Here is a 20,113-nt window from a genome sequence, read left to right as displayed (position 1 = left end):
GGTACCGCCCCGCCGTCCGGCGGGGCGACACCGGCCGAACGGCGGGGCCGTCACCGAAGGCTGCCGGATGGTCTGTCACTCCGCGTCACCATGAGGTTGTCTCCATGACATATACGCAGCCGCCACACGAGACATCAGGGCCGCAGGAGCATTCCCCTCCGCAGACCCGGACCTCGCCCGAATCCGCCGTGCCCGCCTCGGCCGGTGTGTCTGTGCGACGCATGGTCGGGCTGGACGTGGCCCGTGCGCTGGCGGTGTTCGGCATGTACATAGTCCACATCGGGCCCCCACTGTCGGCCACGGACGGCGTCGGCAGCTGGGTACGCTACCTGGCCGACGGCCACTCGTCGGTTCTGTTCGCCACGCTCGCCGGGTTCTCGCTGATGCTGATCGCCGGCCGCAGGGAGCCGAAGACCGGCCTGGCCGGCCGACAGGCAAAGGCGCGGATCGCGATCCGCGCCGTGGTCCTGCTGGCGCTGGGCACCGCCCTGGCGATGGAGTACGGGGGCGTGATCATCCTCGCCTTCTACGGCGTCTACTTCCTCCTCGCCCTGCCCCTGGTACGGCTGCGCGCCGGGACGCTCGCGGTGATCGCTGCCGGGCTCGCCCTGGTCACACCGCAGCTGGCGTTCGTCCTGAAGTCGCTGCTGAGCGAGTCCGTCCAGCAGAGCGTCAACACCTACGACCCGCTCAAGGCACTCAGCGACGTGGGAGTGCTCGATCTGCTGCTCACCGGCTTCTACCCGACGATTACGTGGATGCCGTTCGTGGTCGCCGGGATGGCGCTGGCCCGCCTCGACCTGTCCGCCGTCGCCGTTCAGTGGCGTCTGGCCGCGCTCGGTGCCGCCCTCACCGTGACCGCGTACGGCATGTCCCTGCTACTGGCGGGCAAGGACGCGTTGCGGAGCATGGCGGAGGGCGGGGAGTCGTCCGCCGGCTCCGAGCCGGCGTCCTTCGACAGCGGGTCCTTCGAAGCTCAGGGAGCGGTCTCTGATCTGCTGTCCGCCGGGCCGCACAGCGGCACCACGTTCGACATCATCGGCAGCGTGGGCGTAGCGATCCTCGTGATCGTGTCCGCGACAGCGCTGATGGACCGTCTGCCGCTCCTGCGCCGCCTGGCGAAGCCGATCACCGCCGTGGGCGCCATGTCCCTGACGGCCTACGTCGGCCACTTCGCCGTGCAGTCCGTGGCGGGGATGCCGACCGGTGAGAGCAGCCAAGTTTCCTGGGTGCCCGCGCTCACGTTCGTCCTCGGGGCGATCGTGTTCGCCGCGGTCTGGTCCCGCTTCTTCCGCCGCGGGCCGCTGGAGTCGCTGCTCAACGCCGCCACCAGGCTGGCGAAGTACGTCCGATGAGAGCGGGCCGGGGGCGGCTGGCCGACGCGCCCGGCCTCGACGGCCCTCGCTGCCCGCAAGGGGACCAGCCCCTGCGGGCTTCGGCCGTGCGCCAGCGGGCCGACCGCCCGTGGGCGAAAGTTCCCTCTTGGGACCGAACGGTGCAGAGACAGCGCGCGTCTCAGCCATGGCGCTCGATGGCTTGGGGCAGGCAGGCGAAGGTCGTGCAGGTCTCCGGTAGGCCGATGGCCGTCATGGCCCAGGCGTCGGCTGCGCGGGCATTTCCGCCGTGGTCAGTGCCGTGGGGGGGCCTTCGGCCGGAAGGTGCACCGGGCCGAACGAGCGAAGCCGTGAGGGGCATGAGTGAAGGCTCTCCTGCGGCTGAGGGAGCGGTGGTGTGCGTCCTGCGGACTCCGCGTGCGACTCCCGGAGTGATGGCCGCAGCCTTAGGAACCGCCGTGCCTTCCGCCGGTATCCGGCGGATTCCGGCTCACCTGCACAGCCGGGCTGCCCCCGTCTCACGGCGGGGGCAGCCCACGGGGACGACGACGTCGCCCGGCTCATCTCACCCGGAAGGGCGCCCCGCCGATGTCAGGAGCTGGGTCGCGGCAAGCTGTGCGTACAGCTCATCCTTGGCCACCAGCTCCTCATGGGTGCCGATCGCGCGGACGGTGCCGGCGTCCATGACGATGATCCGGTCGGCGTCCGTCACCGTGGACAAGCGGTGGGCCACCACCAGGACGGTGGTCTCGCGTGCCGTCTCGGCGATTACGTCCCGCAGCGCCAGCTCGTTGACGGCGTCGAGCTGCGAGGTCGCCTCGTCCAGGAGCAGCAGCCGGGGCCTGCGCAGCAGGGCGCGGGCGATCGCGACGCGCTGGCGCTCGCCGCCGGACAGCTTCGAGCCGCGGTGCCCGACCAGGGTGTCCAGGCCGTGCGGGAGACGCGCGACGAGGGTGTCGAGCCTGGTCCGGGCGAGGACGGCACGAATGTCGTCGTCCGTCGCACTGGGCGCGGCGAAGACCAGGTTCTCCCGCAGCGTTCCGGCAAGGACCGGCGCGTCCTGCTCGACGTACCCGATGACGGACCGCAACTCGGGCAGCGGCCACTCTCGCACGTCCTTGCCGTCGACCAGAACCCGGCCGCCGGTCGCCTCGTAGAACCGCTCGATGAGCGTGAAGAGCGTCGACTTGCCCGCTCCCGAGGGACCGACGAAAGCTGTCACCCCGGTGCCCGGCACCTCGAAGTCCACCTGCTGGTGGATGTACGGCAGCCCGGGTGCGTAGCGGAAGGACACGTCTTCGAAGCGGACCGATGCCGGGTACTGCACGACGGCCCAGTCCTCGGGCCGCACCGGCCCATGTGCGGCCGACGGCTCTGTCGGCAGACGGTCCACCTCAGTGATCCGGGAGATCGCGGCCGCGCCCTCCTGGTAGCCGGAGACGGCCTCGACCAGTTTGTACACAGGCTCCATCAGGTAGAAGAGGTACAGCAGGAACGCGATGAGTGTGGACACGGGGATCTCCCCGGACGCCACCCGCGCTCCGCCGACGGCGAGCACCGCGAGGAACGCCAGCTGGACGGCGAGGTTGTCCGCCGTACCCACCACGGCCTCCCACTTGGCGCCGCGCACGCCGTGGCGCCACGCCCGCCGGGCCGCCGCCTCGACACGGGCGGTCTCCCGTGCCTCGGCGCCGGCCGCCTTCACGGTGCGGGCAGCGCCGAAGGCTCGCTCCAGTCCCGTGGACATCTCCCCGACCGCGGCCTGCGAACGCTCGGTGGCCTGCCCGATCTTCGGCATCACCAGGGCGACACCGACCCCGACGACCACGACCACCGCGAGCGTGACGCCGAGCAGTACGGCATCGAGGAAAGCCATCACCACGATCGCGGCGACCAGCGTGACCGCCCCTGTCGCGGCGTTGACCACCGCCTGGGTGCTGACCGCCCGCAGCAGCGTGGTGTCCGAGGTGACCCGCGACATGAGATCGCCCGGCTGCATCCGGTCCACTTCCGCGAGCCGCAGCCGCAGCAGCCGGTCGATGAGGCTGCGGCGAGCGGCCAGGACCACGGACTCCGCAGTCCGCTCCAGGACATGGCCGCCGAACGCCTCGGCCACTGTGCTCAGCAGCACCAGCACTGTCATGGCCAGCAGGATGTCGGCGATCGTGTCGCCGGAGGAGAGCCGGTCGACCAGTTCCTTCGTGGCCAGCGGCTGGAGCAACCCACCGGCGGCTCCTACCAGCGCCAACAGCAGGCCGACTACGACCGCCCACCGGTGTGGGCGGACGTACCCGTACAACGCCTTGAGCGTCTCGCCGGCACGGGGGAAGTCGGCACCCGTCGTCTCGGAGGCGGATGCGGTGTTCACAAGATTCCTTTCCTACGTGGTTCGCCGCTGTGGCAGGACGCGCACCGTAGCCTGGCGGCACGACGGTCCGCCGTACCGGCCGATGACCGATGCGTGGTGGCGAGCTCCTGCTCGTGTGCACGGCGTCATGCCACCAGCCTCGAAGACCGGCCGTCTCTTCGGACATCCGGCGATCGTCGGGTGGACCCCCGCCGAGTGGCTGGAGAAGAACGCCTGCCGGCCTACCGTGCCGGGATGCCACGAGGTCCCCGTGCTGGATCGCGGGCTGTCTCATCGCAGCAGGCGTGTCGGAGATCTTGGGGGCTCGCGGCCGCCTTCCGCGGAGGTCAGATGCGCCCGATCCATTCCACTACGGTCGCGGCGAGCTCCTGGGGCACCTGCTCCGGTGCCGCCACGTGCCCGTCGGACAGCACTCTCGTCGGGCAGCCGAGCGCTGCTGAGAACATGGCCAGGGACGGGAGGGAACAGTGGTCGCCTCCTCGCCGGGACGGCAGAAGGCGGTCACTTGCCCCACGACTCCCGCAGATGCGAGCCGTCCGGCGCGAGGTCGACATGGTCGATGCGTCCGTGGGTGACCGCGCCGGCGCGCTCCTCGTCGTCGACGAACGATGCCGCGGACAGCATGAGGCTGGCCACGCGGTTCTGGAAGCGCGCTGCCGGCTCGACGGCGATCACCCCGCCCGTGTGGTGCTCGACCAAGTGGAACCGGTCCAGGCCGAGTGCCTCGGTATTCGTCTTGTCCCTCATGCGTGGGTCGGGGGTGCGTCGTAGCCGGCGTCCGCGATGATGAGGATGTCCGGGTCATCGGCCTGCCACTGCCCTGCGGTGATCAGTCGCTCGACCAGTTCGCGCAGCTGTCGGGCGGTGACAGTGGCGGTGTCGTCTCCGGGCGCCAGCCGAAGCGCGTCCAGCGGCGCGGTCCATGAACTGCGGCCGGGCTCGAGCGCGCAGACGATGGAGTACGGCCAGCCGGGAACGGGGATGTGCTGGTCCTTGCCGCGTCCGTAGGTGTGGCACAGGATCCGCTGCGGTGAGGTGTGGGCATTGGGCCGCAGCCAGCAGGTGATGTCGACGGCCAGGACCAGTCGGCCGTCAACGGCCCGCGGCAGGGACACCGCGGTCAGAGCCCGCCGCAGCCGGTTCGTATCCACCTGACCGCGAGCCACTGCCGCATAGAGACCGCCGTGACCACGACGATGTTCGCCCACCAGTGACAGCTCGGCCAGAGACCTGACCGGCCCGTCGCCGCACAGAACAGCGTCGGCCAGCTCGAACAACGCGTCCGAACGAGCGGTGAGACAGGAGTGGAACTCGCCCCGGAAGCGTGACAGTTGCGCCAATTCCTCTTGCCGGGTATCGCGATGCAGCAGACTCATCCTTGCGGCCTTCGTGCTGGACGTGTGTGTTCCTTGGTCGGAGCACATGTTCAGACGAAGGCCGCTTTGGTGTACGCCGGATACCAGACCGAGTGATCAAGTTCGAGGCGCCATTCGACGCCGGATGTTAAAGATCAAGCTAGAGCATCTGCACTCCAGTCTCGAGGCTCATCACGCCGTTCGTGACGCCGGACGCGACGTCGGCGAGCACCGCGGTCCGGTCGGTCGGGGTGTGCGGCCCCCATGCCAGGGCGGCGGGCAGGGATTCGCCTGCGGGCCAGCCTGGCCGGCTTGGCGGAGCTGCTGCACCATTCGCAGCAGGATCTCGTACTTGTCCGCCCGGGCCAGGCGCATCGAGGAGACCAGGGAGTCCAGCGGGCCGAGAGCAAGCTGCAGCGCGTACCCGGAGGGCACTTCCGTCGGGTTGAGCAGGCCGAGGGGCGCAGCGGTGATCCGAGAGTTCGCGGCGATGCGGTCCTGCACGTGGTTGATGCGCTGCCGCAGCTCGGCGATCTGGGGCGAGGCGTCGAGGGTGTCCATCCGGCCGCCATCGCTCAGCTCCCACGCGCTGCCCGCCTCGATCTTCACCGGCAGGGGGCGGCCCGTTGCGCCTGGATGACCAGCCTACGACCGCTGCAATAAGCCGCCGCGAAGCTATCTGGACACCCTTAGTACTGCAGCCGCAGTTGCTGTGACCGGTGCTCCGGCTGGTCGTTGTGCTGGTCATGGGTGGGGGTGTCACGGTTGACGAGGTGCATCGCTGGGCGGCTGATCTCGATGTGCTGCATGCTCGGATCGGTCGGTATTTCCGCAGATCGGAACCGCGCGAGCGGGCAAGGCAGTATCTGCGCGGGATGCTCGCTCCGCTGGAGCGGAAGAACGGCTGGACGCTGGCCGAGCAGGCCGGCGAGGTGTGCCCGGACGGCATGCAGCGCCTGCTGAATCAGGCCGACTGGGATGCCGACGCGGTGCGGGACGAGGTCCGAGGCTTTGTGCTGGAGTATCTCGGCGCCGAGGACGGCGTGTTGATCGTGGATGAGACCGGCTACATCAAGAAAGGGGTCCGCTCGGCCGGGGTGCAGCGGCAGTACACCGGCACCTCTGGAAAGATCGACAACTGTCAGCTGGGGGTGTTCCTCGCCTACGCCTCCGACCGGGGGCGGGCCCTGATCGACCGGGAGCTGTACCTGCCGGCCTGCTGGACTGAGGATCCGGCCCGCCGGGCGGACGCCCGGATCGGCGACGAGGTCGCCTTTGCCACCAAGCCGGCCCTGGCCCAGGCGATGCTGGCGAGGGCGGTGGACGCCGGTGTGCCGTTTCGGTGGGTGACCGGGGACGAGGTCTACGGCCAGGATCCGGTGCTGCGCAGTTGGCTCGCCCAGAGGCGGCTCGGTTACGTGCTGGCGATCGGCTGCAAGCACCGGTGCGGTCCCCGCGGGCAGAACGCCCGCACCATCTCGGCCATCCTGCCCGAGGACGCCTGGGAGATCCGCTCGGCCGGCGACGGCGCCCACGGCCTGCGCGAATACGCCTGGGCGATGGTTTCGTTGCCTGGTCAGGGCACGGATGGCTTCGAGGACGGTCTGCTCATCCGCCGGTCCCTGGTCGACGGCGAACGCGCCTACTATCTCACCCACGCCCCCGCCGACACCCCGCTGGCGGAGATTATCCGCGCCGCCGGGGCCCGCTGGGCGATCGAGGAAGCCTTTCAGGCGGCGAAGAACGAGGCCGGCCTGGACCACTACCAGGTCCGTCACTATCCAGCCTGGTACCGGCACATCACTCTGGCCATGGCGGCCGCCGCCCATCTAACCGCCCTCCGGGCTGCCACCGGGGAAAAGGGGGACACCGAGGCGACCTGATCCGACTGACCGTGAACGAGATCCGCCGCCTGCTGAACAAACTCGTCCACACCGTCCGGCACGGGACCGACCACATCCTGCACTGGTCACGCTGGCGCCGCCGACACCAGCACCGAGCCCGGCTCAGCCACTACCGCCGCCGCGGCCACCGACCTCCGTAGCACTGACTGAATCCGGGTGCCGGAGCAAGGCCGCCCGGGACAATAGCGTTCACGCTGTGCGTTGGAGGGCTGCGTCATCCTTTACCTGATTCTCGCTTGCGATGTGCTCTTCTGGGTCTTCCTCGTCGGCGGCCTGACCGCGCGCTATGCCGCCGGCTGGCGGACCCTCGGCGGCGCGCTACTGCTGTGCGTCCCGCTGATCGACATCGTGCTGCTGGGAGCCACCGTGCTCAGTATCCGGGCCGGTGCCGAGCCGACGGTCTGGCACGGCCTGTCGGCGGCCTACCTCGGAATCACCGTGGTCTACGGCCACCGCACCGTCCGCTGGGCCGATGCGAAGTTCGCCCGGCACTTCGGCGAAGCCGCCGCCCCACCACGCCCGGAGCTCTACGGCCGCGCGGCCGTCGCGGATGCCTGGAAGTCCTGGTTCAGGTTCCTGCTGGCCTACGCGATCAGCGTCGGCCTGATCTTCGGCTTGGTGGTACTGGCCGGCACCCTCGACAACGGCGCTCCGCTACTTGTGTGGCTCAACCCCCTTACCAAAGTCCTCGTCTACAGCCTGATTTGGCCCATAGTGACCACCATCTGGCCTGGCAAGGCACCAGAGCCGGCGAAGGAGAACCAGTGACCGGGGAGCCCCGCCGGCCACCGGCTGGGCACACACCCGATGACCGCGACCACCGACTCCCGCAACTGCGGCTGCAGTATTAGGACGTTCAAGACTCTCCAGGCCAAGGAGAGGCTCGTCCTCGGTGAGGCTTACTCGGACTCTGGGTACGTCGTGGTGCACGAGACCGGGGAGGCTTTCACGATCAAGCAACTCCGCAGGCGCGCGTACCGGCTCATGGAGGTTCTTGGCCTGCGCAGAGTACGTCTGTACGACGCTCGTGCCTCCTGCCTCACCTTCCTTGCCAACAACGGCGTGCCGGATCACATCCTCGCCCGGTGGGCCGGGCACACGAACGTGAAGACGACGAAGAAGTGGTACGTGAAGCCAGACGTGGAAGATCTCCGCGAAGCCGCCACCACATGGGATGGCCTGCACGGTGAGGCAGAGGGTCGTGCATGAGTTCGGCGCCGTTCCCGAGGGCGGTTTTCAGGTGGCGATCGGAGCGGCCCGAAAGGTTCCCCGCTACGCCGTTCCGACCTTCGGGACGGCGCCACATGCTTTGCTGCAAACTCGGAACAGTCGGCCGCTGTGCTGATGGAGGAGGCAGCGCGTCGACGCGAGGATCGGACGAGAGTACGGCCGACAGGTCACGCCGTGTCAGGGGCGGGCGTACACGCCGAGAGGCTCAGGCTCGGTCGACGAGACCACCGGCGGTACCCGACGAGTCGAGCCGCGGGTGCATCGAGCCGCCGGCTTCCCCGGGCTGTGTGAGATTTCGTGAGACGTGAGAGGGTCTGGGGCGTGAGCGAGACACCACCCAACACCCTGCAATACCGCTTTGACGGGCCAGAAGACGCTCCGGTTCTGATCCTGGGTCCCTCACTGGGTACCACATGGCACATGTGGGACCGGCAGGTGCCCGAGCTGGCTCAGCAGTGGCGGGTCTTCCGTTTCGACCTGCCCGGGCACGGGGGCGCCCCCGCCCACCCGGCGGGCTCCGTCGCCGAGATCACCACACGGTTGCTGGCCACACTCGACGGACTCGGCGTGCAGCGCTTCGGCTACGCGGGCTGCGCGTTCGGCGGCGCCATCGGTGTCGAACTGGCCCTTCGCCACCCCGAACGCCTCGCCTCCCTCGCGCTGATCGCCGCCTCGCCGCGCTTCGGTACGGCCGACGAGTTCCGTCAGCGTGGCGTGATCGTCCGCACCAACGGCCTGGACCCCATCGCCCGCAGCGCGCCGGAGAGGTGGTTCACCGGAGGGTTCGCCGCCGCCCAGCCCGCGATCACCGAGTGGGCCGTGCAGATGGTGCGGACCACCGACCCCGGCTGCTACATCGCCGCCTGCGAGGCGCTCGCCGCGTTCGACGTACGAGGCGAACTCGGCCGCGTCGGTGCCCCGGCCCTGGTCCTCGTCGGCTCCGACGACCAGGTCACCGGCCCCGCCGAGGCCCGCACCCTGGTCGCGGGCATCCCCGACGCACGCCTCGCCGTCGTCCCCGGCGCCTCCCACCTGGTCCCGGTCGAGCAGCCCGCGGCCGTCACCGACCTGCTGGTGCGGCACTTCACCACCGCCTGGCAGACCGCCCACGACACGTCCACCGGTCAGATCGCCGTCCCGGCCGCCCACGCCGTCGCACCGGCGCTCTCCGCGGCGCCCGCGGCTTCCACCGGCCCCGTCCAGCCGGCCCTGGCCCCGCCGCCGGCCGCGTCGCCGGTCGCGGAGATCGCCCCGCCCGCCGTACCGCCGCAGGTACCCGGGCAGGGGCGGCCCGACCCGTACGAGGCGGGGCTGAAGGTGCGTCGCGAAGTGCTCGGCGACGCGCACGTCGACCAGGCGCTGGCGCAGGCGGACGAGTTCTCGGCGGACTTCCAGGAGTTCCTCACCCGGTACGCGTGGGGCGAGGTCTGGGACCGGCCGGGCCTGGACCGGCGCACCCGCAGCTGCGTCACCCTCACCGCCCTCGTCGCCGGCGGCCATCTGGACGAGCTCGCGCCCCACCTCCGGGCCGCCCTGCGCAACGGCCTCACCCCGGGGGAGATCAAGGAAGTACTGCTCCAGGCGGCCGTCTACTGCGGCGTACCGGCCGCGAACGGCGCCTTCCGGGTGGCGCAGCAGGTCATCCGCGAGGAGACCACACCGCCGGAGTGATTCCCGCCGAGCCGGGGACCGGTGTGCGGCGGCAGGATGGAGTCATGAAGCTCACCAAGAAGTCGCACGCCTGCGTCCGCCTCGAAAAGGAGGGGCGGACGCTCGTCCTGGACCCCGGCGGTTTCAGCGAGGAGGACGCCGCCCTCGGCGCGGACGCGATCCTCGTCACCCACGAGCACCCCGACCACTTCGACGAGCTGCGGCTGCGCGCCGCCATGGAGGACAACCCGGCCGCCGGGATCTGGACGCTGAAGTCCGTCGCGGAGAAGATCTCGGCGGCGTTCCCGGGCCGCGTGCACACCGTCGGCCACGGCGACACCTTCACCGCCGCCGGCTTCGACGTGCAGGTGCACGGCGAGCTGCACGCGGTGATCCACCCGGACATCCCGCGCGTCACCAACGTCGGCTTCCTCGTCGACGGCGGCAAGGTCTTCCACCCCGGCGACGCCCTCACCGTCCCCGGCCACCGGGTCGAGACGCTGATGCTCCCCGTCATGGCGCCGTGGAACAAGATCTCCGAGGTCATCGACTACGTCCGTGAGGTGAGGCCGCAGCGCGCCTACGACATCCACGACGCCCTGCTCACCGACCTCGCCCGCCCGATCTACGACCGCCAGATCGGGCAGCTGGGCGGCTCGGAGCACCTCCGCCTGAGCCCCGGGGACTCCGCGCGGGTGTGAGGCGCGACCCGGCAGGACGGGGACCCGGGCCGCGTTGTCAGTGCCGCCGGGTAGGTTGTGGGACATGCGCATCGCGACCTGGAACGTGAACTCGATCACCGCCCGCCTGCCAAGGCTGCTCGCCTGGCTGGAGAGCAGCGGCACCGACGTGCTCTGCCTCCAGGAGGCCAAGGTCGCCGAGGAGCAGTTCCCGTTCGACGAGCTGCGCGAGAAGGGCTACGAGGCAGCGGTGCACGCCACCGGCCGGTGGAACGGTGTGGCGGTGCTCTCCCGCGTCGGCCTCGACGACGTGGTCAAGGGCCTGCCCGGCGACCCCGGCTACGACGGCGTCCAGGAGCCCCGCGCGATCTCCGCCACCTGCGGCCCGGTCCGCGTCTGGTCGGTGTACGTGCCCAACGGCCGCGAGGTGGAGCACCCCCACTACGCCTACAAGCTCCAGTGGTTCGAGGCGCTGCGCGCGGCCGTCGAAGGCGACGCGGCCGGCAGCCGCCCCTTCGCGGTCCTGGGCGACTACAACGTCGCCCCGACGGACGACGACGTCCACGACCCCGCCGCCTTCGAAGGCTCCACCCACGTCACCCCCGCCGAGCGTGCCGCCCTCGCCTCCCTGCGCGGCGCCGGCCTGTCCGACGTGGTCCCGCGCCCGCTGAAGTACGACCACCCGTTCACCTACTGGGACTACCGCCAGCTCTGCTTCCCCAAGAACCGCGGCATGCGCATCGACCTGGTGTACGGCAACGAGCCCTTCGCCAAGGCGGTCACCGACTCCTACGTCGACCGTGAGGAGCGCAAGGGCAAGGGCGCCTCGGACCACGCGCCGGTCGTCGTGGACCTGGACGTGTAGGCGCCCGGCGTCCGCGGCCCGCCTCCCCGCCGGGGCCGGCTCCTCGCTCACCGCTCCCGCGTGCCCCATGGTGCACATGGCGGTATGAATGACAGTCTGCAGGTATGAACCTCCCCTTCCTGGGCAAGCGGCGCGAGGATACCCGGGCTCACGACGCCGACGGTATCGGCGACCTGCTCGCCGACTGCGACCTGCTGCGCTCGCAGGCACTGCGGGAGGGTGTCCGGCTCGACGACTCCGAGGTCTCGCTGGAGCGGCTCGACCAGATGCTGCCGCGCTGGCGGAGCGACGAGGAGATCATCGCCTGGCTCGGCAACGACGCCGGTCTGTACCTCGGCACCGTGATCGTGCGCACCGTGCCCGGTGCGGCCTGGGCCATCCGGTCGGACGGGCAGCCCGTCGTCCGCCTCGCCTCCGGTCGGGAGTTCGACGTGGTGGCGTCCGGCCACGCGTGGGCGGAGGACGGCGTGCCCGAGCTCTCGCAGCTGTACGGCGAAGTCGCGGAGGCGTGAACCTCCGGTCCCGCGAACACCGTAAATAGGGCTAATGCCCGAAAAGCGCGTGTCGTTGGCATACCTGCCGATTGTGTCGATACGTTGCAGTGGTCAGGGCACACGCGACCGCACAGGGGCACACGCAGGGCGCGGCCGGAGATCACTGCTCGCGCGGCGGATCGGACACCACGACGGGCCGTCCGAGGGCGAGGAGAAGGTCAGCTGCGCACCGGGTTCACGCCCGGTGGGAGTTGCGGGGCGTGGGCGCCGGTGCCGGCAGGGGGTTCGTCACCGCCCGGTTCACGCCCCCGACGAGCTCGACGACATCGGGCCGTACGTCTGCGAGTTGACCACCTACAGCAGCAGCACGAAGGAGTTGCTGCCGTGCTCGCGCGCCGGCAGCGCGTACCCTGTCACGCCGGCGTCCACGCGGTGGCGCTCGCCGCCTGTCCGGAACGCGGTCCGCCGCCCGGTGCGGGAGCAGGGCGTTGCCCGCGCCCCGGGCGGCGTGCCGCTGTCAGGGGCGCCGATGGACCGGTCCGGACGTGTTCCGGATGCCCCCTCTCGCACGCGGTTCCACGGCAGCCGTCCGGCCCGCGGGAACAAGGCCCTCGCTTCGACAGAGGGCTCTGCCATGGAGTCCCGGGCGGGGCAGGGAGCGCCGGGCTGCTTCGGGCGCGACGCGAGCGGATCAGCCCGGCCGCTCCCCGCCCGCTGTACCGGGACTCCGGCACAGCGGGCATCCGTGTCCGTCTACTCCTGCTCGGCGGGGTCCAGGCCCAGCCTCTGATGGACCAGACGGGCGAAGTGGGTCAGGGTGCGGCCGGTGGCCAGGTCGGCCGGTGCCAGGCGGATGTCGAAGAGATCTCTTGCCTGGACCAGGAACTGCATGCCGAGCAGTGAGTCCAGTCCGAAGTCGGTGACACTGCGCGTGGGGTCCATGTCGTCCGGATCGGTCTGCAGGACACCCGCGAGAAGCTGGGCGAGCGTTTCGACGATCTTGCGCTGTGCCTCGTCCGCCGGAAGGCCGGCCAACGTCCGAAGCAGCTCCTTGCGGGTGTCCGGGGAGGGCACGGAGGACGACGGCGCCAAGCGGGCGAAGCGGGGCGTGGCCAGGGCGGGCAGCAGGTGGCGTGCGGCCCCCCAGCGGTAGCGGCCCGCTCCGGCGACGTCGGCACCGGTGGCCAGGAGGCGGCCCGCGGTGGTCAGGGCCTCGGCCGGAGTGAGGAGTTCGAGGCCACGCTCGGCCATGGCGGCTTCCATACCGCTGCGGGCGACATAGCCGGTTTCGCTGATCGGGCCCCAGGCCAGTGCCGTGCCCGGTTTGCCGCTGTTCCGCCGGGCCCGGGCGAGGGCCTCCAGATAGGCGTTGGCCGCCGCGTACGCCGCCTGGCCGGGGTTGCCGATGGCGGCGGAGACGGAGGAGTAGGCGAGGAACAGGTCCAGGTCGCGGTCGGCGGTAAGGCGGTCCAGCAGAGCCGCGCCCGCCGCCTTGGGCGCGAGTACGGCGGCGAACCGTTCGTCGGTGAGGTCGGACAGCACCGCGTCGTCCATGTGCATCGCCGCGTGCACGATGCCGCGCAGGCGGTGCCCGCCGGCGTCCACGGCGTCGAGGACCTGACCCAGCGCGGCTTCGTCGGTGACGTCGGCGGCGTGGGCGGTGGCGCGCACCCCGCGGTCGGCGAGCTCCTGGAGGAGGGCCGGTGCTCCGGGGGCGTCGGGTCCGCGGCGGGAGAGGAGGGCCAGGTGCCGGACTCCGTGGTCGGCCAGCCGACGTGCGGTGGCGGCGCCGAGGCCGCTCAGCCCTCCGGTGACCAGATAGGTGCCGTCTCCGTCGAGCCGGACGGTACCGGGTGCGGGTTCCACGGGGACGGGCTCGTCCAGCGGGTCGAAGGTGACGACGATCTTTCCGGTGTGCCGGGAGTGCTGCAGGAGGTGGAAGGCCGCGTCGGCCCGGGCGGCCGGGTGGACGGTGTGGGGCAGGGGGCGGTAGGCGTGGGAGGCGACCAGTTCGCCGAAGTCCGCCAGGAGACGGGAGCGCAGGGCGGGGGCGTCGACGACGGCGTCGAGGTTGAAGCCGATGAAGGTGAGACTGCGGTCGAAGGGGCGCAGCGTCATCGGGTTGTTGAGGAAGATGTCCCGCTTGCCGAGTTCGACGAAGCGGCCGTTGGGGCGGAGGAGGTCGAGGCCCTGGGCGATGGCCTCGCCGCTGAGGGAGTTCACCACGACGTCCACTCCCCGGCCGCCGGTCAGTTCCCGTACCCGGGGGACGAAGTCCAGGCTGCGGGAGTCGAGCACGTGCTCGGCGCCGAGCGTGCGCAGCAGGTCCCGTTTGGTCTCCGTGCCGGCGGTGGCGATGACGCGGGCGCCCTGCCGGCGGGCGCACTGGAGGACGGCCAGGCCGACCGCTCCGGCTCCGCCGTGGACGAGTACGGTCTCGCCGGCGGAGAGCCGGGCCTGATGGGTCAGGGTGTGGTGGACGGTCAGGAACGCGACGGGGAAGGTCGCGGCCTCCGTGAAGCCCATTCCGTCAGGGATGCGGACGACCGCGGCGGCCGGAGTCGTCGTGTGGGAGGCGAGGGCGGCGGGCATGAGGCCGAAGACCCGGTCGCCGGGCTTCAGGTCCTCCACTCCCGGCCCCACGGCGTGGACGACGCCGGCCCCGTCGGTGCCCAGCCCGCGGCCGAGGGGGCTGTTCTCGACCGCTTCGGGCGGTAGCAGACCGTTGGCTCGCATGGGGTCGCGGTAGTTCAGGGCCACCGCCCGCAGCTCGACGGCCACTTCGCCCGGGCCGGGTTCGGGAAGGTCCGTCTGCCGCCAGACCAGCCGCCGGTGCAGGCCTGGTTCACGTACCTCCAGGATGAACGGCGTGCGGGCGGGTGCGGCCGGGGACTCGCCCGCCGGGTGCTGCACCTGCCGGGGCACGAACCGGCCCTGTGCGGTCAGGACGATCTCGTCCTCCTGAACGCTCCGGTCGTCACCGCCGGGAGCGAGGAACTCTCCGGCCAGGCGGCGGGCGTCGGTGTCCGCGTCACCGGTGCGGTGGCACGACAGACGCCTGACGCACAGGTCGGGACGCTCGTTGGCGAGGGTGCGGCAGGCCGCCCAGACGGCCGCGTCGACCGGGTGGGAAGGCTGCTCCGGGGCCGGGAAGAGACCGGTCGGACGCGTGACGAGCCACACCTGTGGACTCGTGCCGCCGCTGAGGCCGTCGCAGGCGGCGGCCAGGGCGCGCAGGAGGGCCGCACGGCGGGTGGTCCGCGTGACGGTCTCGTGCGGCCCGGGCTCGGCGAGCAGCAGGACGAGGCGCGGATCGGAGTCCGCGGGCAGGGCCCCGCTCCAGACGGCGGCCTCGTCGGAGGCGGCGATCACGGTGGCCGTCCCGAGCCGGGCGGCCAGTGCCCGTGCGGTCGCCGTCTCGGTGTCGTCCTCGACGGCGATCACCCAGGGGGTGGCGGAAGCCGCTCGGGGCTCTTCGTGGTCCGCGGCGTGGTCGTGGTCGGCCGCGGCGAGGAGGACGGAACGGTCCTCGGGACCGGTCTGCGCCACACCGGAGAAGCCGCACCGGCGCAGCAACGGTGCCCACCGGTCGCGGGGGAGGATGCGGCAGGTGGGGCGCAGGTCGTGGTCGCCGCGCTCCCAGAAGTCGTCCAGGGCGCCGGACCGCAGGGCCTGGAACCGTGAGCTGTGCGGTTCGACGGCCAGCAGGTGCCCTCCGGGGGCCAGTACGGCGTGCAGCCGGCGCAGTGTCACGGCCAGATCGGTGGTGGCGTGCAGCGCGTCGCCCGCGAGGACGAGGTCGAAACCGCCCCGGGGCATGCCCTGGTCCACCAGGTCGGTGTTGGGGTCCAGCGTGCGGTAGTCGACGAAGTCATGGGCGGCGAAACGGTGCTCGGCGCGGGTGAGCCCGCCGCCGGTGGGGGCGGTGCAGGTGTACCGGGTCCGGTCGGCCGGGAGTACGGGCAGTGCCGCGGCCGTCAGAGCGGTGGTGGTGGCCCCGATCTCCAGGACGCGCAGCGGGCGGTCGGCGGGCCAGCGGGCGACGATGTCGCAGAGCAGGGCCTGCGCGGCACGGTGGGCGAAGCGGTGGGCCGGTCCGGTCTCGCTGAGCTGCTCGTACGCGCTGTCCCCGGCGGGCAGGAGCTCGCGCGCGTCGGTCAGGCCCCGCAGCACGTCGGGCAGACGGCGCAGATGGCGGTTGAGGAGCAGTGTCTCGGCGCCGAAGGCGGGATGGTCCTCCACGAGGCCGCGCAGCAGTGCCTCGGACTCCGTCTCGACGCCGGTGAGCTGCCAGGACTCCCCGGCCGGCTGGACGAGACCGTGGTCGGCCAGCAGGGGCATCATCAGCCGCACCAGCCGCCGGTGCCGGGGCTGCAGCCCCCCGGCCACCAGTTCGGCCGTCGAGAAGGGGGCCGTGGGGTCGGCCAGGAGACCTCGCAGCGTCTCGGCCCAGCAGTGGGCGCCGGCCCGTTCGGCGTCGGAGACGAACCGGTCGTGGCCGCTGTCGTCCAGCGCGGCGCGGGCGGCGGTGACGCGCGGCTCGGCCACGCGTGCCACCTCGGCGGGCGCGGGCAGCGGAGACGGCGCAGCGGGCGTGTCCGGGTGGGGCGCTGCCCGCAGAACAGTGCGCTGGACGGTCAGGGGGGTGTGCTCGGTCAGGCGTCCGCGGCGGGTGCGGCAGCCGTCGATCTCGGCGGTGACCGTGCCGTCCACGTCGGCGTAGGTGATGTCCCAGCAGATCTCGTTGACGCTGCGGCTGCGCCGGCGCAGATGCACGACACCGGTGGGCGAGGGGGTGCGCCACACGCGTACGGACCCGAACACGGTCGGCAGGAAGGCGGCGGATTCCGCCTCCGGCCCGGCGAGTGCCACGGTGGCCTGGAGCGGCGCGTCGAGCAGGACCGGGTGGGCGGTGTAGGCGTCGGCGGCGTGCGGCAACCGGTAGGAGACGAGTGCCTCTCCGTCGCCGGCGTCGACGCGGTCGATGAGCTGGAAGGCCGGCCCGCAGTTGAGGCCGATGTCGTGGCACGCCCGGTAGAAGTCCGGGCCGTCGATGCTCCGGTGGCAGCGGGCCCGGAGCGCGTCGACGTCGAGCGGGGGCGGTGCCGTGCCGAGCAGGGTGCGGACCTGGGCGCGTACGACGGGCCGGCACTCCCCGCCGTGTTCCTCGCGGACGCTGACGGTCAGGGAGCCGTCGTCCGGGGTGACCGCGGTCTGCAGGGCGACCGGAGTCGGATCCGGCCACGGCACGGCCAGCGGACGGCCGATCTCGAGATGCCGTACCTCGACCGGGCGGTCCAGCGCCCGCCGTCCGGCGCTCAACGCGATCTCCACGTAGGCGGCGGCCGGCATGAGTACGTCGTCGCCGATCCGGTGGTCGCCCAGCCAGGGCACCAGTTGCGGCTCGACGGAGCCGTGCCAGACGGGGTGCGGGGCGGGCATCCGTTCACCCACCAGGGGGTGGTCCAGCATGCCGCTGCCGGTCGCCCTGATGACCAGGTCCTGCGGGGCGCCGTGCCAGTACCGTTCGTGCTGCCACGCGTAGGCGGGCAGGTCGACCACACGGCCCGGGCGGTGGAAGTGCCGCTGCCAGTCGGTCCCGGTGTCGGTGGCGAGCACGGCGGCGACGGCCGCCGCGGTCTCGCGTACGCCGTCCCCGTCACGGTGCAGGGTGGCCACGCAGGCGGCGCCGGTGCGGCGCAGGTAGGAGCGCAGCACCGGGTGCGGGCCGATCTCGACCAGGACGCCGGCGTGCTCGGCGGTGAGGTGGGCGGCGGCGTCGGCGAACCGGACGGGTTCGCGGACGTTGCGCCACCAGTACCCGGCGTCGAGCTCCGGCCCGTTCAGCGGGGTGCCGGTGACGGTGGAGACGAACGGAATCCGGGCCGGGGCGGGGGCGAGCCCGTCCAGTGCGTCGAGCAGCGGCTCCCTGAGGGGGTCCATGGCACGGCTGTGGAAGGCGTAGTCCAGGTCGAGATCGCGGAAGAAGACGTCTCGGCTGTGCAGCTCGGCGCCCCAGGCGGCCAGTTCCTCGGCGTCACCGGCGACGGTCACGTCGCGCTCGCTGTTGATGCCCGCGATCTCCAGGGCGCCGCCGTAGCGCAGGAGTTCCTCCCGGGCCTGTTCCTCCGGCAGGCCCACGGCGGCCATGCGGCCCCGGCCCGCCGTGGCGCCCTGGGTACGGCTGCGTTCGGCGATCACCAGGGCCGCCTGGTCCAGGGTCAGGATGCCGGCGGCGCAGGCGGCGGCGACCTCTCCGACGCTGTGCCCGGCCACCGCCCGCGGACGCACGCCGTGCGAGGCCAGCAGTGCGGTCAGGCCCACCTGGACGGCGAACAGGGCCGGCTGGGCGATCTCCGTGCGCTGCCAGGTCGGGGCGGAGGGGCGTGCCAGTTCCTTCGCCACCGACCAGCCCAGGTGGGGTGTCAGGGCCGCGTCGGCCTCTTCGACGGCCGTTCGGAAGGCCGGTTCGCGCTCCAGCAGGTCGGCGGCCATGCCCGGCCACTGGGAGGCGTTGCCGGAGAACACGAACGCGGTGCCGTCCCGCTCGCTCGTGCGCACGAGCGCCCCGTGGGCGGGCTCGGCGGCGATCAGCCGGTCGAGCTGCCGGGCGGCGTCCTGCGGGTCGGTGGCCAGCACGGCGGCGCGGTGCGGGTGCGCGGTGCGCCGCACGGTGCTGGTGTGGGCGAGGTCGTAGAACTCCTCGGGCCCGGTGTCCCGCAGCCGCTCCGCCATGCGGGCGGCCATCTGGTTCAGTGCCTTGGGGGACCGGGCGGAGACGACCAGCGGCAGCGGGCGCCCGCTCGGCACGGGCCGCGGTCCGCTCTGCCGGGCGGCGGGCGGCAGGGTGACGATCGCGTGGGCGTTGGCTCCGCCGAAACCGAAGGAGGACACGCCCACGGCGGACCGCTCCCCCAGCGTCAGGGGGACGGGCTCCACGGCGGGGGCCAGTCCGAGGCCGTCGAAGTCGATCGCGGGGTTGAGGGGGAGGGCGTGCAGGGACGCCGGCACCGTGCGATGACGCAGCACCAGGATCGCCTTGAGCAGCCCCGCCATCCCGGAGGCGGGCTCCAGATGACCGAGGTTCGTCTTCACCGAGCCGATCGGCAGCGGGCCGCCGCGGCGGCGACGCCCCAGGGCCCGGCCGATGGCCTCGGCCTCCGCCGGGTCCCCCACCTGGGTGCCGGTGCCGTGTGCCTCGGCGTACACCAGGTCGTCCGCGTCGATCCCGGCCTCCGCGTAGACCGCGTGCAGCAGCGCCTCCTGCGTCTCGGCGCTGGGCACGACCATGCCGGTGCTGCGGCCGTCGGTGTTGTTGCCGGTGGCGGCGAGCACGCAATGGATGCGGTCGTGGTCGGCCACCGCGTCACCGAGGCGTTTGAGGACGAGCACCGCGCCGCCCTCCGCGCGGACGAAGCCGTCGGCGTCGGCCGAGAACGCCGCACAGCGACCGCGCCGGGACAGCATGCCCGCGTACGAGAATCCGGCGAAAGGGTACGGGGTGGACAGCACGTTGACGGCACCGGCCAGGGCGACCCGGGAGGTGCCCTCCCGCAGGGTGCGGCAGGCCCGGTCCAGGGCGACCAGGGCGGAGGAGCAGGCCGTGTCCACGGCCATGCTCGGGCCGCGCAGGTCGAAGGCGTACGACAGCCGGTTCGCCGTGATGGACAGGGTGGCGCCGGGCATGGTGTGCGGACTCGTGTGGTCCTGCATCATCGACAGGGTCACCCCGTAGCCGGGATCGGAGACGCCCACGTACACGCAGGTGTCCGATCCGGCCAGTGACCCGGCGGGCAGGGCGGCGTCGTCCAGGGCCTCCGCGGCCATCTCCAGCAGCAGCCGCTGCTGCGGGTCGATGTGCCGGGCCTCCGCGGGTGCCATGCCGAAGTAGCCGGCGTCGAACGAGGCGACGTCCGTGAGGAATCCGCCGGCGGCGGTGTAACTGCGGCCGGGGCGTACGACTTCCGGGTCGACGATTCTCTCCCTGGGGAACCGGTCGGCGGGCATCTCGCCGACCATGTCCCGCCCGTCGCGCAGTACCGACCACAGGCCGTCCAGATCCGTGATTCCTCCGGGAAGCCGGCAACCGACCCCTACCACGGCCACGGCCCGCTCGAGCTGCTGCATACCAAGTCCCCGCCTTCTCACGCCGATTGCAGGCATTGGTAGCCGAGGAAGGAGCAGCGCGGCGCGAAAAGGCCGGTGCCTACCACTCGTTGTAGTGAATATTGAC

The 20,113-nt window shown here is 71.9% G+C and carries 12 protein-coding genes and 1 pseudogene; 8 read left to right on the top strand and 5 right to left on the bottom strand.

Annotation, left to right across the window (positions count from 1 at the left end; translation table 11 throughout):
- Window positions 1-104 precede the first annotated feature (104 nt).
- On the top strand, window positions 105-1,355 hold the full coding sequence (locus ACP4IX_RS26760; RefSeq protein WP_426556989.1) for a DUF418 domain-containing protein: 1,251 nt from the start codon (window positions 105-107) through the stop codon (window positions 1,353-1,355).
- A 544-nt stretch (window positions 1,356-1,899) separates the two neighbouring features.
- Here ACP4IX_RS26760 and ACP4IX_RS26755 read toward each other — a convergent pair.
- The 4 genes and pseudogenes from ACP4IX_RS26755 to ACP4IX_RS26740 form a co-directional block, all read right to left on the bottom strand.
- Window positions 1,900-3,702 carry an ABC transporter ATP-binding protein gene (locus ACP4IX_RS26755; RefSeq protein ID WP_426556987.1) on the bottom strand — a complete coding sequence of 601 codons (1,803 nt, stop codon included), beginning with the start codon at window positions 3,700-3,702 and terminating at the stop codon, window positions 1,900-1,902.
- 501 nt (window positions 3,703-4,203) lie between these two features.
- A complete protein-coding gene (locus tag ACP4IX_RS26750; protein ID WP_426556985.1) occupies window positions 4,204-4,449 on the bottom strand; it encodes a hypothetical protein in 246 nt (81 codons plus the stop codon).
- Between the two features lie 11 nt (window positions 4,450-4,460).
- Window positions 4,461-5,078 (bottom strand): annotated as a pseudogene (locus ACP4IX_RS26745) (transposase); the annotation flags it as partial.
- 171 nt (window positions 5,079-5,249) lie between these two features.
- Complete coding sequence (locus ACP4IX_RS26740; RefSeq protein WP_426556983.1) at window positions 5,250-5,666, bottom strand: hypothetical protein; 417 nt, start codon at window positions 5,664-5,666, stop codon at window positions 5,250-5,252.
- A gap of 137 nt (window positions 5,667-5,803) precedes the next feature.
- On the opposite strand from ACP4IX_RS26740, the gene ACP4IX_RS26735 reads away from it, so the two are divergent.
- The 7 genes from ACP4IX_RS26735 to ACP4IX_RS26705 all read left to right on the top strand — a co-directional run bounded on the left by ACP4IX_RS26735 (window position 5,804) and on the right by ACP4IX_RS26705 (window position 11,898).
- Complete coding sequence (locus tag ACP4IX_RS26735; protein WP_426557049.1) at window positions 5,804-6,940, top strand: IS701 family transposase; 1,137 nt, start codon at window positions 5,804-5,806, stop codon at window positions 6,938-6,940.
- A gap of 264 nt (window positions 6,941-7,204) precedes the next feature.
- Window positions 7,205-7,729 carry a hypothetical protein gene (locus ACP4IX_RS26730; RefSeq protein ID WP_426556982.1) on the top strand — a complete coding sequence of 175 codons (525 nt, stop codon included), beginning with the start codon at window positions 7,205-7,207 and terminating at the stop codon, window positions 7,727-7,729.
- A gap of 39 nt (window positions 7,730-7,768) precedes the next feature.
- Window positions 7,769-8,170: a tyrosine-type recombinase/integrase gene (locus ACP4IX_RS26725; protein ID WP_426556980.1), complete on the top strand. Its 402-nt coding sequence runs from the start codon at window positions 7,769-7,771 to the stop codon at window positions 8,168-8,170.
- 342 nt (window positions 8,171-8,512) lie between these two features.
- The gene (pcaC, locus tag ACP4IX_RS26720; protein WP_426556978.1) at window positions 8,513-9,862 is read left to right on the top strand and encodes a 4-carboxymuconolactone decarboxylase; all 1,350 of its coding nucleotides are present in this window, start codon (window positions 8,513-8,515) and stop codon (window positions 9,860-9,862) included.
- A gap of 44 nt (window positions 9,863-9,906) precedes the next feature.
- Window positions 9,907-10,542: an MBL fold metallo-hydrolase gene (locus ACP4IX_RS26715; RefSeq protein WP_426524005.1), complete on the top strand. Its 636-nt coding sequence runs from the start codon at window positions 9,907-9,909 to the stop codon at window positions 10,540-10,542.
- A 64-nt stretch (window positions 10,543-10,606) separates the two neighbouring features.
- Entirely contained in the window at window positions 10,607-11,386 is a 780-nt protein-coding gene (locus ACP4IX_RS26710) for an exodeoxyribonuclease III (RefSeq protein WP_426524003.1), read from the top strand.
- A 104-nt stretch (window positions 11,387-11,490) separates the two neighbouring features.
- Window positions 11,491-11,898, top strand: coding sequence for a DUF6278 family protein (locus ACP4IX_RS26705; RefSeq protein ID WP_426556976.1), 408 nt, complete (start codon window positions 11,491-11,493; stop codon window positions 11,896-11,898).
- A gap of 735 nt (window positions 11,899-12,633) precedes the next feature.
- Here the strand turns inward: ACP4IX_RS26705 and ACP4IX_RS26700 are convergent.
- Window positions 12,634-20,007 (bottom strand): SDR family NAD(P)-dependent oxidoreductase, encoded by a 7,374-nt coding sequence (locus ACP4IX_RS26700; protein ID WP_426556974.1) that lies wholly within the window; start codon window positions 20,005-20,007, stop codon window positions 12,634-12,636.
- Between the last annotated feature and the right edge of the window lie 106 nt (window positions 20,008-20,113).

Origin of the sequence: Streptomyces sp. WG5 (assembly GCF_049974565.1) — a bacterium.
In the GTDB taxonomy this organism is placed as follows: Bacteria; Actinomycetota; Actinomycetes; order Streptomycetales; family Streptomycetaceae; genus Streptomyces.
This window is presented reverse-complemented; position numbering and strand designations above follow the sequence as displayed.

What these genes read in the sequence shown, in the direction of transcription:
- ACP4IX_RS26760 (WP_426556989.1), top strand. Translation starts at nt 105, where the DNA reads ATGACATATACGCAGCCGCCACACGAGACATCAGGGCCGCAGGAGCAT.
- ACP4IX_RS26750 (WP_426556985.1), bottom strand. Translation starts at nt 4,449, where the DNA reads ATGAGGGACAAGACGAATACCGAGGCACTCGGCCTGGACCGGTTCCAC.
- ACP4IX_RS26735 (WP_426557049.1), top strand. Translation starts at nt 5,804, where the DNA reads ATGGGTGGGGGTGTCACGGTTGACGAGGTGCATCGCTGGGCGGCTGAT.
- ACP4IX_RS26725 (WP_426556980.1), top strand. Translation starts at nt 7,769, where the DNA reads ATGACCGCGACCACCGACTCCCGCAACTGCGGCTGCAGTATTAGGACG.
- ACP4IX_RS26715 (WP_426524005.1), top strand. Translation starts at nt 9,907, where the DNA reads ATGAAGCTCACCAAGAAGTCGCACGCCTGCGTCCGCCTCGAAAAGGAG.
- ACP4IX_RS26710 (WP_426524003.1), top strand. Translation starts at nt 10,607, where the DNA reads ATGCGCATCGCGACCTGGAACGTGAACTCGATCACCGCCCGCCTGCCA.
- ACP4IX_RS26705 (WP_426556976.1), top strand. Translation starts at nt 11,491, where the DNA reads ATGAACCTCCCCTTCCTGGGCAAGCGGCGCGAGGATACCCGGGCTCAC.
- ACP4IX_RS26700 (WP_426556974.1), bottom strand. Translation starts at nt 20,007, where the DNA reads ATGCAGCAGCTCGAGCGGGCCGTGGCCGTGGTAGGGGTCGGTTGCCGG.